This window comes from Sphingobium sp. BHU LFT2 (assembly GCF_018604485.1).
In the GTDB taxonomy this organism is placed as follows: Bacteria; Pseudomonadota; Alphaproteobacteria; order Sphingomonadales; family Sphingomonadaceae; genus Sphingobium; species Sphingobium yanoikuyae_A.
Window position 1 is genome coordinate 744,755 of record NZ_JAFCGW010000001.1, and the last position, 13,359, is coordinate 758,113.

14 protein-coding genes are annotated in these 13,359 nt (G+C 63.8%); 6 read left to right on the forward strand and 8 right to left on the reverse strand.

Annotated elements, in window-relative coordinates; translation table 11 throughout:
- The first annotated feature begins 245 nt into the window (after nucleotides 1-245).
- Nucleotides 246-1,466: an MFS transporter gene (locus JQK15_RS03665; protein ID WP_214863477.1), complete on the forward strand. Its 1,221-nt coding sequence runs from the start codon at nucleotides 246-248 to the stop codon at nucleotides 1,464-1,466.
- Between the two features lie 63 nt (nucleotides 1,467-1,529).
- Here the strand turns inward: JQK15_RS03665 and JQK15_RS03670 are convergent, their stop codons facing one another.
- Nucleotides 1,530-2,342, reverse strand: coding sequence for a TauD/TfdA dioxygenase family protein (locus JQK15_RS03670; protein WP_169862953.1), 813 nt, complete (start codon nucleotides 2,340-2,342; stop codon nucleotides 1,530-1,532).
- Between the two features lie 145 nt (nucleotides 2,343-2,487).
- Between JQK15_RS03670 and JQK15_RS03675 the strand changes: the two genes are divergently transcribed.
- Nucleotides 2,488-3,828 carry a metal-dependent hydrolase family protein gene (locus tag JQK15_RS03675; RefSeq protein ID WP_251007531.1) on the forward strand — a complete coding sequence of 447 codons (1,341 nt, stop codon included), beginning with the start codon at nucleotides 2,488-2,490 and terminating at the stop codon, nucleotides 3,826-3,828.
- A gap of 38 nt (nucleotides 3,829-3,866) precedes the next feature.
- On the opposite strand, the gene dmpG is transcribed toward JQK15_RS03675, so the two are convergent.
- Nucleotides 3,867-4,904 carry a 4-hydroxy-2-oxovalerate aldolase gene (gene dmpG / locus JQK15_RS03680; protein ID WP_214863479.1) on the reverse strand — a complete coding sequence of 346 codons (1,038 nt, stop codon included), beginning with the start codon at nucleotides 4,902-4,904 and terminating at the stop codon, nucleotides 3,867-3,869.
- Nucleotides 4,904-5,833: an acetaldehyde dehydrogenase (acetylating) gene (locus JQK15_RS03685; protein WP_214863963.1), complete on the reverse strand. Its 930-nt coding sequence runs from the start codon at nucleotides 5,831-5,833 to the stop codon at nucleotides 4,904-4,906. Before JQK15_RS03685 ends, dmpG begins: the two co-directional genes overlap by 1 nt.
- Nucleotides 5,834-5,926: 93 nt before the next feature.
- Between JQK15_RS03685 and JQK15_RS03690 the strand changes: the two genes are divergently transcribed.
- The 4 genes from JQK15_RS03690 (at nucleotide 5,927) to JQK15_RS03705 (ending at nucleotide 9,371) form a co-directional block, all read left to right on the forward strand.
- Nucleotides 5,927-6,727, forward strand: coding sequence for an aspartate dehydrogenase (locus JQK15_RS03690; RefSeq protein ID WP_214863481.1), 801 nt, complete (start codon nucleotides 5,927-5,929; stop codon nucleotides 6,725-6,727).
- 118 nt (nucleotides 6,728-6,845) lie between these two features.
- On the forward strand, nucleotides 6,846-7,532 hold the full coding sequence (locus JQK15_RS03695) for a GntR family transcriptional regulator (protein WP_251007532.1): 687 nt from the start codon (nucleotides 6,846-6,848) through the stop codon (nucleotides 7,530-7,532).
- A gap of 67 nt (nucleotides 7,533-7,599) precedes the next feature.
- Nucleotides 7,600-8,835: an FAD-dependent oxidoreductase gene (locus JQK15_RS03700; RefSeq protein WP_214863483.1), complete on the forward strand. Its 1,236-nt coding sequence runs from the start codon at nucleotides 7,600-7,602 to the stop codon at nucleotides 8,833-8,835.
- Between the two features lie 14 nt (nucleotides 8,836-8,849).
- Nucleotides 8,850-9,371 carry a cupin domain-containing protein gene (locus tag JQK15_RS03705; protein ID WP_169862946.1) on the forward strand — a complete coding sequence of 174 codons (522 nt, stop codon included), beginning with the start codon at nucleotides 8,850-8,852 and terminating at the stop codon, nucleotides 9,369-9,371.
- A gap of 72 nt (nucleotides 9,372-9,443) precedes the next feature.
- Here JQK15_RS03705 and JQK15_RS03710 read toward each other — a convergent pair whose 3' ends face one another.
- From JQK15_RS03710 to JQK15_RS03730, 5 genes are read right to left on the reverse strand one after another with little or no spacing between them, the layout of a single operon-like run.
- Nucleotides 9,444-10,256 carry a DODA-type extradiol aromatic ring-opening family dioxygenase gene (locus JQK15_RS03710; protein ID WP_214863485.1) on the reverse strand — a complete coding sequence of 271 codons (813 nt, stop codon included), beginning with the start codon at nucleotides 10,254-10,256 and terminating at the stop codon, nucleotides 9,444-9,446.
- Nucleotides 10,249-10,527: a hypothetical protein gene (locus JQK15_RS03715; protein ID WP_038293058.1), complete on the reverse strand. Its 279-nt coding sequence runs from the start codon at nucleotides 10,525-10,527 to the stop codon at nucleotides 10,249-10,251. The genes JQK15_RS03710 and JQK15_RS03715 overlap by 8 nt, the downstream gene beginning before the upstream one ends.
- A 2-nt stretch (nucleotides 10,528-10,529) precedes the next feature.
- The gene (locus JQK15_RS03720; protein WP_214863487.1) at nucleotides 10,530-11,351 is read right to left on the reverse strand and encodes an alpha/beta fold hydrolase; all 822 of its coding nucleotides are present in this window, start codon (nucleotides 11,349-11,351) and stop codon (nucleotides 10,530-10,532) included.
- 20 nt (nucleotides 11,352-11,371) lie between these two features.
- The gene (locus JQK15_RS03725; protein ID WP_017503080.1) at nucleotides 11,372-12,532 is read right to left on the reverse strand and encodes a Rieske 2Fe-2S domain-containing protein; all 1,161 of its coding nucleotides are present in this window, start codon (nucleotides 12,530-12,532) and stop codon (nucleotides 11,372-11,374) included.
- Nucleotides 12,533-12,563: 31 nt separating this feature from the next.
- A complete protein-coding gene (locus tag JQK15_RS03730) occupies nucleotides 12,564-13,349 on the reverse strand; it encodes a 2-keto-4-pentenoate hydratase (RefSeq protein ID WP_214863489.1) in 786 nt (261 codons plus the stop codon).
- Nucleotides 13,350-13,359: the final 10 nt, after the last annotated feature.

The window sequence follows — 13,359 nt, forward strand, 5'->3', positions numbered from 1 at the left end:
GTCCGGATGCTTTCATCGCCGCATGGGCAGACTGCCTTGGATGACATTCCCGACTGAGAATCTGAGCCTTCGCTCCCCCCTTTGAACGCCTTGCTCCTAGCGCCCCTTAAACTTGAAGCCATCTCTCTCATTTGTGCAGCCGAACCCATTCAGTATGATTGTCATACAATATTGACGGATGATGGCGAGCGCCTATGCTGGTTGAGCAAGCTTCTTCAGCAGCGGATTTCCTGGGCATGCAACCTATGCGCTTCAAAGAATATTCGATCGTCGCGATCAGCCTGTTCGGCATATCGACTGGCCCAGCAGCCTTCGGCCTCGCATCGATCGGCGTCGTGTCGGAACCGATGACGATCGAGTTCGGCTGGAGCCGCACCGCGATCAGTGCGGCGGTCTCGATCATGATGCTGTGCACGGCCGCCTGCCTGCCTGTTGCGGGCCGGATCATCGACCGGCTTGGCGCGCGCCGGGTGCTCATTCCCTCGATCCTGCTGCTAGCGCTGTCGATGGCAGGTCTGGCTTTCGTGAAAAGCTATTGGCAGTTCATCGCGCTCTACATTGCCATGGGTACGATCGCGGTCGGCACCAATAGCACCGCCTATATGCGCGTCATCACCAGTTGGTTCGATCATCGCCGCGGCCTCGCCATCGGCATCGCCGGCAGCGGGACCGGGCTGGGTTTCGCCTATGTCCCCGTGTTCACGCAGGCCCTGGTCGAACATTGGGGCTGGCGCGCGGGCTATCTGGGCCTGGCGCTGATCCTGTTGCTGGGCACCCTGCCGCTGGTGCTGCTCGCCATCCATGAGGCGCCCGAGCATGACGCCCCCCATGACCGGCCGGAAGCGCGCGCCGCGCAACAGGGGGACAGCATCCGCGAGGCCATGCGCAAGGCCGATTTCTGGGTGCTGGGCGGCATCTTCGTGGTGCTGGCCTTCGTCCTCTACGGGCTCATTCCCCACCTCGTCCCCCTGCTGCAGGATCGTGGCGTGTCGGCAGGCCAGGCGGCGTGGATCGCCTCGCTGTTCGGATCGGCCGCCTTCGCCGGCCGCCTGCTGATCGGCTTCATGGTCGATCAGTTCGACGCGCGCCGGATCGCGGTGATCTTCTTCTCGCTTTCCGCCCTTGGCCTCCTGCTGCTGGCATTGCCGTTGCCGACCTGGGCCTTCCTGCCGGCCGCGCTGCTTCTGGGCGGCAGCCTTGGCGCGGAGGTCGACATGCTCGCCTATCTCACCAGTCGCTATTTCGGCCTGCGCAGCTTCGCGCAGATATTCTCGACCCTGTTTGCCGCAGTGATGGTCGCGATGGGCCTTGGCCCGCTGGCCTTCGGCTTCGTGTTCGACATGTCGGGAAGCTACACCGCCATCCTGGCGATCGGCGCCCCCATCTGTCTGGTGGCGGCCGGCATGGTCCTGCTGCTGAGCCCCTATGCCCAGCGCGCCCGTGGCGGGCAGGTCACCACGACCTGAAGGCCACGACATCGGGATGCAAAAAGGGGCGCCGAGGCGCCCCTTTTCCTCCGGTCCGGGCGATCAGGCCGCCTGGGCCAGCGCCGCGTCTTCGATCTGCACGCGGAATCCGGAACGCACCTGCGGATAATAATCCCAGATCGCCAGATGCTGGGTGCAGCGATTGTCCCAGAAGGCGACCGAATGCGGTTCCCAGCGAAAGCGCACCTGGAAATAGGCATTCTGGATATGTTCGTAGAGGAAGCGCAGCACGGCCTCACTCTCGTTCGACGGCAGTTCGTTGATATGGCTGGTGAAGCCCTTGTTGACGAACAGGATTTTCCGGCCCGTCACCGGATGGGTGCGGATCACCGGGTGGACCGCGATCGGATATTGGCCGGTCGGGTCGAAGCGGCCGAAAGCCAGCCGTCCGTCATGGGTCGCGGTCAGCCCTTCCAGATAGGCCTTCATCCGGTCCGACAGCGCATCATAGGCCGCGTACATGCTGGCGAACACGGTGTCCCCGCCCATGCTGGGCAGGGTGTGGAGATAGAGGATGCTGCCCATTGGCGGCTTTGGCGCGCAGGTCATGTCGCTGTGCCATTCCTCGCCCGCGACATGCTTGGAATTCTCGTCGGCATGCAGCTTGCGCACTTCGGGATGATCGGGAAGCCCCTTGAGGGCGTGCGCCTGGAGGTGACCGAAATGCAGGCCGAGACGCTTGAGCGAGGCCGGGTCTAGCCGCTGGTCGCGAAAGAAGATCACCTGATGATCGGCAATCGCCTGCTGCAGATCGGCCACCTGCCGGGTCGACAGCGGGGCGGCAAGATCGATGCCGGAAATCACCGCGCCGATGCGCGGCGTCATCGGATCAGCGGTGATAGTTTCATAGGCCATGCGGACTCCTTCCTGGTCTGGATTTCGTGGCGCCACCTATAGCAAGGGCGCACGCCGCCGCAAAGCATTGCTTGTATGATTGTATGACATTATTCCTGTCACCCTCTCTGCCGGAAAATGGCGGTCAATCAGGGAAGGACGAAGCATGAAGACAGCGCGACATGGCGGTTTCAGGCGCAAAATAGCGATGATGGGCAGTGGCCTTGCGCTGGCATGGGCGATCGCCCCGGCGGCGATGGCGAAGGATGTCGTGATCCATGCCGGCCATCTGTTCGACGGAGAGAAGCGCAGCCTGCAGGGTGCGTCCTCCATCCTGATCCGCGACGACCGCATCGTCTCGATCGAGCCCGGTTTCGTCACGCCGGCGGGGGCCGAGATCATCGACCTCAGCGAGGAGACGGTGCTGCCCGGCCTGATCGATTCCCACACCCATGTCACCTCGCTGCCACGCACCGGCAACGGCATTGCCAAGACCATGACCTATTCGCCGCTCGACGCCGTGCTGGCCTCGACGGTCAACACCCGCGCCATCCTTGAATCCGGCGTCACCACGGTGCGCGATCTGGGGGGTCTTTATGGCGGGGACATCGCGCTCAAGGTCGCGATCGAGCGCAACGAGATTGTCGGCCCGCGCATGTGGGTTGCGGGCGAGGCGATCGGCCCGACCGGTGGCCATAATGACTGGAGCCATGGCCTGGCTGCCGACGTCACCCGCCCCGAATTCGGTGCCGGTCTGGCCGACGGACCGGACGCCGTGACGGCGCTGGCGCGCAAAGAGCATAAGCTGGGCGCGACGGTCATCAAGATCATGCCATCGGGCGGCGTCGTCAGCATGGGCGACGACCCCAAGGCGCAACTGATGACCAATGACGAGATCAAGGCGGCGGTCGATGCCGCCCATGCCCTGGGCCTCAAGATCGCGGCGCATGGCCATGGCAAGGCGGCGATCGACAATGCTGTCCGGCTGGGCGTCGATTCGATCGAGCATGGCACTTATGCCGATGCCGAAAGCTGGGCACTGATGAAGGCGCACGGCACCTATTTCATCCCCACCCTGCTCACCACCCAGCGCCTATATGAAGCCGCCTCCACCCGGCCGGAAACGCTCAATCCCTCCACCGTCAAGAAGGTGCTGGCCATGGGGAGCGGCGCACAGAAGCTGACCAATGCCTATAAGGCGGGGGTCAGGATCGCCTTCGGCAGCGACATCGGGCTGGGCGAGAATGTACGGGAAGCCGCCCTGATGGTGAAGGCCGGAATGAGCACGGTGGATGTGCTGATGGCCGCGACCGCCAATGGCGCCGACCTGATCGGTTCCGACGAGATCGGCAAGCTATTGCCCGGCCGCTATGCCGACATCGTCGCCGTCGCGGGCGATCCGCTAGCCGACATCAGCCAGTTGGAGCGGATCGATTTCGTGATGAAGGGCGGTGTTACCTACAAGCGCGACGGCGTGGCCGTGCCGGTGAAGCTGGTCAACCCCTGAGGCTGGACGGACCGGGGCAAGCGCCCCGGTCCACCAACCTATGCCGTACGGGCAGAGGCCCGAGCCAGATCGAGCGCCACGTCGACGATCATGTCCTCCTGCCCGCCGACCATGCGGCGACGGCCCAGTTCGACCAGTATCTCGCGCGTATCGATGCCGTAATCGGCCGACGCCTTTTCGGCATGGCGCAGGAAACTGGAATAGACGCCGGCATAGCCCAAGCTCAGCGTCTCGCGATCAACGCGAACGGGCCGGTCCTGCAGCGGCCGAACCAGCGTCTCGGCGGCATCCATCAGGCGATAGAGGTCGCAACCATGGTTCCAGCCCTTGCGCGCGGCCGCGGCGATGAAGACCTCCAGCGGGGCATTGCCCGCCCCCGCCCCCATGCCGGCCAGGCTGGCATCGATGCGGATCGCGCCCGCCTGGACCCCGACGATCGAATTGGCGACCCCCAGCGACAGGTTGTGATGCGCATGGATGCCGCGCTGCGTCTCGGGCTTGAGCACGCGATCATAGGCTTCGCAGCGGGCGCGATAGCCGTCCATGTCGAGCGCGCCACCGCTGTCGGTGACATAGATGCAATGGGCGCCATAGCTCTCCATCAACTGAGCCTGCCGGGCCAGCGCTTCAGGATCGATCATGTGGCTCATCATCAGGAAGCCCGACACGTCCATGCCCAGGTCGCGGGCGGCGCCGATATGCTGGCGCGCGACGTCGGCCTCGGTGCAATGAGTCGCGACCCGCACCGACCTTACGCCCAAGCCATGGGCATGTTTCAGATCCTCGATCGTGCCGATGCCGGGGATCAGCAAGGTCGTGAGCACCGAGTGATCGAGGACATCGGCAACCGCCTCTATCCATTCCCAGTCGGTGTGACGGCCAAAGCCATAGTTGAAGGAAGAGCCATTGAGCCCGTCGCCATGCGACACCTCGATCGCATCGACCTTCGCCGCGTCCAGCGCGCGGGCAATGGCCTGCACATGGTCCAGCCCATATTGGTGGCGGATCGCATGCATGCCATCGCGCAGTGTCACATCCTGGATGTAGAGCTTCGTTTCGGTGGGATCGAAGAGCATCACACAGCCTCCTGCAGCAGCCGGCGCGCGGCGATCTTTTCGGCGGTCGCCAGTGCGGCCGAGGTCATGATGTCGAGATTGCCGGCATAGGCCGGCAGATAATGGGCCGCGCCCTCCACCTCCAGGAAGATGGTGCTCTTGATCCCCTCGAACTGACCGAGCCCAGGAATCTGCACCGGATTGTTGGCGCCGAAACGCTCGAACTGGACCTGCTGCTTGAGGCGATAACCCGGCACATAGGCTGCCACCCGCGCGACCATCGCCTCCACCGCTGCCGCGATCTCCGCCTCCGAAGCGCCGCTCGACAGCGCGAACACCGTGTCGCGCATCAGCATCGGCGGCTCGGCCGGGTTGAGTACGATGATCGCCTTGCCCTTGTGCGCGCCGCCGACCTCTTCGATCGCCCGTGATGTCGTCTCGGTAAATTCGTCGATATTGGCGCGGGTGCCGGGGCCGGCGCTCTTGGACGCGATGGATGCAACGATTTCGGCATAATGGACGGTCGCCACCGCGGAAATGGCGGCAACGATCGGGATGGTCGCCTGCCCCCCGCAGGTCACCATGTTGACGTTGGCTGCGTCCAGATGGGCGTCGCCATTCACCACCGGGATGACATAGGGGCCGATCGCCGCCGGGGTCAGGTCGATCATCGTCTTGCCTGCGCCTGTGACGATCGCGCTGTGCTGCGGATGCGCGCCGGCGGACGTGGCGTCGAACACCAGGTCAATCTGCGACCAGACATCGAGCCGTTGCAATCCGTCCATCCCTTCATGGGTGGTTGCGACGCCCATCCGCGCGGCGCGCGCCAGCCCGTCCGACTGCGGATCGATGCCTACCAGAGCGCCCATTTCCAGCACATCGGACTGCCGCATGACCTTGATCATCAGGTCGGTACCGATGTTGCCCGAACCGATGATCGCGACCTTCATCCTTTTCTGCGCCACATCGCCTCCTTGGTTGCAAATCTGGCCTGACCGCCTAAAATATGTCATATTGTCATACAATGATGGAATGAAAATCCGATGGGAAAGACTGCGACGATCGGCCTGATCGGCCATGGTGCCATCGGCATGGAAATTCTGTCCGCGCTAGGCCGGATCGGCGAGGACGAGCGGCTGGCGGCGATATTGGTGCGACCGGGGCGGACTGCGCCGCGGGCCGTGCATGACGCGGCCGGACTGATTGCCGCGCAGCCCGACATCGTGATCGAATGCGCTGGGCATCAGGCGGTCCGGGATCATGTGCCAGACCTGCTGCGTGCCGGAATCGATTGTATCCTCTCGTCCATCGGGGTGCTGGCCGATGCGGATTTTGCCGCCGAACTGGCCGATGCGCAGGCACAGGGCGGCGGCCGCATGCTGCTGCCCGCCGGCGCCATTGCAGGACTGGACGGGTTGGTCGCGGCTTCACTCGCCGGTATCGATCAGGTCCGCTACACTTCCTACAAACCGCCCCACGCCTGGCGTGGTACGCCCGCCGAACAGGCGATCGACCTGGACGATCCGGCCGAGGAGCAGATTTTCTTCGAGGGCACGGCCCGCGAGGCGGCATCCGCCTATCCGAAAAATGCCAATGTCTCGGTCGCGGTCGGACTGGCCGGTATCGGCATAGACGCTACCCTGGTCCGGCTGGTATCCTCGCGCCGGGTCGACGACCCGCTGGGCGTGATCGAGGCGGAGGGGGCCTTTGGCCGCTTTCGCTTCGACATTCTGGCGCTGGCATCGCCGAGCAATCCCAAGACATCGGCACTGACCGGCTATAGCCTGCTGCAATGTGCGCGGCTCGGCGGCGGCTGGCCCGTCAGTGGCCTTAGGCTGTGGTAAGGCTATTTCCCAATTGCGCAATTGGCCGTGATATGACTATCGAACCCGTATGATTGTCTGACCATCGCGTATCGATTGGGGCTGCGTGCGATGGCGTGAGTGAACAGGGGAGCCTGAATTGAATATTGAAGATATGCGCATCGTCGCCAACCCGACACTTGTCCGCGAACATGCGCTGGACAAGCTCCGTTCGGCCATCGCCACTGGTCTGTACCAGCCTGGCACGCGCCTCGTCGAACGGGAATTGTGCGAAGCACTGGGCGTCAGCCGCACGTCGGTGCGCGAAGCGCTGCGCCAGCTTCAGTCCGAAAGCCTGATCGAAGCAGGCCCGCGCCGGACCATCATCGTCTCCGTGCTCAACGCCCAGGACGCCTTCGACATTTATTCACTGCGCGAGATGGTGGAGACCACCGCGATCCGCCGATTGGTCGAGCGGGACGACAGCAAGGCCGCCAAGCGGCTTCAGTCCGCCTTCAAGGCGATCGAAAAATGCGCGCACAAGGGCGATCTGCCCGCTCTCTCGGCCATGGCCGGCACCTTCTACGAGGAAATATTGGACGGGTCGGGCAGCAAGGTTGTGCGCGATACCGGCCGTCAATTGCTGAAGCGCGTCAGCTATCTGCGCCTCGCCTCCATGTCCGAACCGCAGCGCATGGAAAATGGCCTGGCAGAATGGTCGCAGATCATGGACGCTGTGATGGAACGGGACGCAGACAAGGCGGCCGAAGCGCTGGGCCGGCACATTCGCAACTCGCGCGACGCGGTGGTGCGCAAGCTGCGTGCGGCGGAGGAAGTACCCGCCTGATCGCAAGGTCGATCTTTGTATTCTTTTATGATTGTCATACAAAGTATCAAACGTTACGCTGCCTGTCATGGCAGACAGAAACAGCGCATCTGAGCGGGTAATCATCGTCGGGGCCGGCCCGGTCGGGTCGGTCCTGGCCCTCGCCTTGCGGCAACGCGGCATCCCCATTTTGCTGATCGATCAGCTAGCCGCCCCCGAACGGGATTGCCGCGCAGCCTCCTGCCATCCGCCGACAATCGCCATGCTGGAACAGCTCGGGTTGCTGGAGGCAGGGCTGGAACAGGGACTTGTCTCCCCGGTCTTCCACTACCTCGATCGCGTGACCGGCGAACGGATCGGACGTTTTGCCCTGCCCGAGATGCAGGCGCCACCCGCCCATCCCTATGTGCTGCAATGGGAGCAGTACAAGATTACCGAGACGATCGAAGCGCGGTTGCGGGACGATGCAGGGGCCGAAATCCAGCGTGAAACGACGCTGGTCGACATCACGCAGACGCAGGACGGCGTGATCGCCACGGTGGAGCGCGGCGACGGGTCACGCGACACACTGGCCGGCGCCTATCTTGTCGGCTGCGACGGCGGCCGCAGCACCGTGCGCAAGCTCGCCGGCATTGCATTCGAGGGCTTCACCTGGCCCGAGCGCTTCATCAAGATCGATACGCGGCATGATTTCACCACGCTGGGATCGCATATCAGCAACCGCAATTATTTCTCCGATCCCGACGAATGGATGAACCTGTTCATGGCGCGGGGCGAGGATGGTTCGGGCATGTGGCGCGCCGTCAGCCCGACCCTGCCCGACCAGCCGGACGAGGAATTGCTGTCCCCCGATGCGATCGAGGCGCGGCTGCAGAAATTCTGCCCGAAGCAGGGGCGCTACGAGATCGTCACGGTGGCGCTCTATAACGTCCACCAACGTATCGCCGCGACCTTCAACCAGGGCCGTGTGCTGCTGGCCGGTGATGCCGCGCATGTGAACAATCCGATCGGCGGCATGGGGATGAACGGCGGCATCCATGATGCGGTGAACCTGGCCGCAAAACTCGATTCCATCCTGCATGATGGCGCAGCCGCACAGCCGCTGCTCGACCGATATACGCGCCAGCGCCGCAAGGCGCAGGTCGACGGTGTCCAGGCGCAGAGCATCGCCAACAAGCAGATGCTGGGTGAGAAGGATCCGGAAGTCCGGGCGCAGAAGCTGGCGGACGTTCGCCACGCGTCGCAGACCCCCGACCTGCACGATGCCTTCATCCGCCGCGCCTGCATGATCGACAGTTTCGCCGCCGCGGAAGCAACGGAATGACCCAGGAGCCAAAGATGAACATCGCTCGCCACGCCCGCCCCGCCGAGATTGCCGACTGGAGCCTTGAGCAGATCATGGGGCGCTATGTCGCCCGTTTCGAGGATCGGGTGCCTGACTGGAACGCCTTTTCCGATGCCAGCATCGAGGGCTATCGCCGTGCCCAGCATCGCTTCATCGGCGCCGGCGCGTCCGGCAAGCATGATGATGAGACGGTGGTGCCGGCCGGCAATTTCACCCTGTCGATCATGCTGGTCCCACCCGGTCAGGGCAATGCGCCACACACCCATGAGGTGGAGGAGATATTCTTCATCCTCCAAGGCCGGTGCGTCGTGTTCATCGAGGATGAGGATGGTCGCCGGCTGTCGCGTGAACTGGGCCCGTGGGAAATGATCGCCTGTCCGGCGGGCGTCATCCATGGCTATCAGAATGATAGCGATGAGCCCTGCTATCTGCAGGTCATGCTGGGGCGCGGCCGGCCCGAAGTTGCAGGCTTTGCCGACCAGAGCCTGTTCGAAAAGCGCGAATCCCACCTCTGATTGCGAAATGGACTTCGCCCGCCCCGTGTCGGGAGCGGGCGGAGCGGACCAACCGGCAGGCGCCGCACACCGTCAGGCGACGTGCAGCTCTACCCCCGCCATACCGGTCGCCCATTGCGGGATCGCCTCGTAGAACAGGCATTCGCCCTTCGCGCCGGGCATGGCCGAGGCAATCACGATCCAGGCATTGACCTCCAGCCCGCCATTGCCGGCCACGGCCAATATCTCACCATTGTCGCGCGCGGCCAGCGCATCGACATCGCCCGCCAGCATGTCGCTAAGGAAGGCTGCGTCCCAGGGCTGGTTGATCTCGCCCTCCTGCGGCATGCCGACCCAATGGGACAGGCCGCCGGCACCCAGCAAGACCACCCGTGCATCGTCAGGCGTTTCGCTGTCGATGAAGGCGCGCAGCATTTCGCCCAGGCGACGGCTCTCGATCGGCCCCGGCTCGGGGTAGAAGACGGTGTTCACATAAAGCGGCACCGCCGGAATTTCCCGCCGCGGATCGACAATGCCGAGCGGGATCATCACGCCATGGTCGGGCTGAATATCGTCGGCGGCTGCGACCGCCATGCCTTGCGCCCGCGCATAGGCGATCAGCCCTGCGGCAAAATCCGGCCCGCCAGGCACCGGATCGCGCGGCAGGCCCATATCGCCCAGCGGAACAAAGTGATCGGCCGTGCCAATGGCGAAGGGCGCCGGCTGGCCCAGGCTGAAATTGTTCAGATGATCGCTCGTCACCACGACGATCAGGCTGGGTGCCAGCGCCCGGATGCGGCGTCCGATCTCGCGCATGCCGGCAAATGCCCGCTCCGCCGGCTCTTCCACCCCGTCCGGCGCGCCCAGCTGGTGCGACATGGCGAACGCGCCAACAATCCTACCCATCGGCCAGTCTCCGATCGAAATAATGGCTCATCGCGAAGAAGGGCATGGTCGGCCGCCCGGACCAGATCAGCCACTTGATCACATAATTGCCATGGACGCCCATGCGCGACAGATCATCCCGGCTGCCCGATCGCAGCAGGTCGCGGGCCGCATCGTCGATCGCAAAGAGATCGAAGAGCATGTCGGGGTCCGTCCTTACCAGCGCCCGTTCGCCCGGATGACGGACCAGATATTCGATCAGCGCGTGAACCCCAGCGGGAGGCGCCTGCATCGTCACGGCGCCACGCCCAGGAAGCGATTGACGGCGCCACAGAAATCCTCCGTCGCCTCGATCATCGCCCAATGGCCGCAATGCGGCACGATATAGCCCCAGCTGTTGGGGAAGAGTTCGAGGAAGCGATAGGCGCGCGGCATGATCGAAACGCCATCTTCCTTGCCGTTGACCACCAGCACCGGATGCTCGATCGTTTTGAGCCGTTCCTCGTCATAATTGAGCGTGCCCTTACGGGTTTCGCCGTTGATGGCGTTGAGCGCTGCGCGCGCGGCAGCGTCTTCCAGCAGCTGGAAGCGATATTCCACCATCTCGTCACTGGGCTGGAAACCGGGCGCGGTCAGCCCGCCGATCACCCGGCGCATGCCTTCGCGGGTGAAGTCATATTGCAGATTATGCAGCAGGTGCGGCGATGGCTTTGGTGGAATGGGCAGGCCGGCGCTGCCCATCAGCACGATCCTGGCCAGCAGGTCCGGCCGATCGAGCGCCACGCCGATCGCGGTCGCGCCGCCCATGGAATTGCCGACGATATGGACGCCTTTGAGGTCCAGCGCATCCAGGAAGTCGGCGAGATGCCGGTTGCGGCCCGGTTGGTCATAGACATAGGTTTCGGGCGACGGCTTGTCGGTCTTGCCAAAGCCGATCATGTCAGGGGCGATCACGCGAAAATGGCGCGCGAAGATGGGAATGCAGTCCTTCCAGTTGCCCCAGCTATCGGCGCCGGCACCGCCGCCGTGCATCAGCACCAGCACCGGCCCCTCGCCCGCCTCCAGCCAGTGGGTGCGGACCCCGCCGGCGTCGATGAAATGGGATGTGAATACCATGGATGTTGCTCCCGTCCGGATCAGCGCAAATCGCTCTTCTGCTGGATGCCGCGCCCCTGACGGCTGGCCAGTCGACGCCATTCCAGGATGGTCTCGTCGGGTTCGCACAGCATCTCGTCGACCCAGCCATAATCGTCCTGGTAGAAGGGCTCGGTCACCTCGCGCGCCCAGATGTCGTCGGCATTGAAGCCGTCGAGCCCATGCGGCTTCCAGATCGCCTCGAAATCATTGGCGAAGGACAGGCGTTCCTGCTCATCCTTGCACGGCTTGCCGATGGTCTGGACATAGAGGTGGCGGCCCTCGTCGAGTGGCACATACCATTCATATTGGGTGAGGCCGCCGATCGGGAAATTGTCGACCTTGAGCACACCGGGCATCCAGATCGAGGTGCCGGCCGCGGCCGAAGTGCCCTTGATCTGGGTAGAGCGCGGGCCGCTGACCACGACTTCGCCATCGATCACGCCGTCCCATACCGGCTTGTGCAGGGCGAAATCGTCCATCACCCCCTTAGGGCCATCCTCCTCCTCGATCACCTGCACGGCGCCGGGCAGCGGCGTATGGCCGATCGGGAAGTTGAACGTGCGATAATGGCGCAGCGTCGTATCCTTGTGGATGAAGATGTGCAGGCCATCGAAGCCGTTTTCGGCGCCCAAGCGCCAGTTGCTGTTCACGACGCGATGCTTGCCCAGCACCAGCCGATCCTCATCCAGGAAGCCGGGCGGCACATCCTTCTTGAGATCATGAACCTGATCCTCGTCACCCAGGAAGATGAAGATCAGCCCCTGCGCCTCGGTCGCCGGATAGGTCACGATCTTGCGCCGCTTGATCAGCCGGCTGTCGGGCACCGCCAGGATATTGGCCAGTTCGCCGGTCTGGAAACGATAGGTATAGCCATGATACCAGCAGGTGATCGTGTCCTTGGTATAGCAATCGGGCTTGCGAGACAGCGGCACGCCGCGGTGAAGGCACCGGTCGCGCATCGCGTATACCTGGCCGTCGATCCGCTTGATCAGCAGCTTTTCGCCCATCAGCTCGACGACTTCGAGTTGCCCTTCCGCCAGTTCCTTCGAAAAGCGGATGGGGTACCAATGGTTGCGAAAGCCGAGCTTTGCTTCGACATAGCCCTTCCAGTCGCCGATCATGCTCAGCACCTCGGGATTGACCAGCGGCTCTTCGTTCATTTCTCGTCCCTTTTTTTGACTAGATGTTTTTTCAGCAGAAGCTGGCGGAAACGGTCCCCAGACCGTCAATTTCGGCATGGACGGCATCGCCCGGCGCGACGGCACGCATCGGGCCAAGCGCGCCGGTCAGGATGATCTCGCCGGCAAGCAGTGGCCGCCCCAGACTGTGGCAGCGGCGCGCGAGCCAGGCCGCGGCATTGAGCGGGCTTCCCAGGCAATCGCTGCCCTGCCCCTGCGACACCGTCTCGCCATTGATGGTCATCGTCATGGCGCAATGGGTAAGATCGATCCCGTCCAGGCGCCGGGCCGGGCCACCCAGCACGACAGCGCCGGCCGAGGCATTGTCGGCAACGGTATCGAGGATATCGATCTTCCAGTCGGCAATGCGGCTGGCGACCACTTCGAGCGCCGGCACCACATAGGCGGTCGCCGCGATCACGTCGGCCACGGTCGCATGCGGCATGGCGAGGTCGGCGCCCAGGATCAGCGCCACTTCCGCCTCGATGCGCGGCTGGCGCAGTGTCGCATGAACCAGCCGGGCATTGTCGCCATGGACCATCTCGTCGGTCAGATGGCCGAAATCGGGTTCATCGACGCCAAGCTGACGCTGCACTGCGGGCGAGGTCAGCCCGATCTTGCGACCAACGATCCGGCGGCCGGCGGCGAGCCGTTCCGCGATCTGCCATAATTGCACCTGATAGGCATCCTCGACGGACGCGATCCGATCGGCGACCGGCGGTATCGGCGCACCGTCATAGGCGTCGCGCAAAAGCGCCCCGATCTCTGCCTTCATCATCGCATCACCTGAATCAGCCATTGCTTCCCCC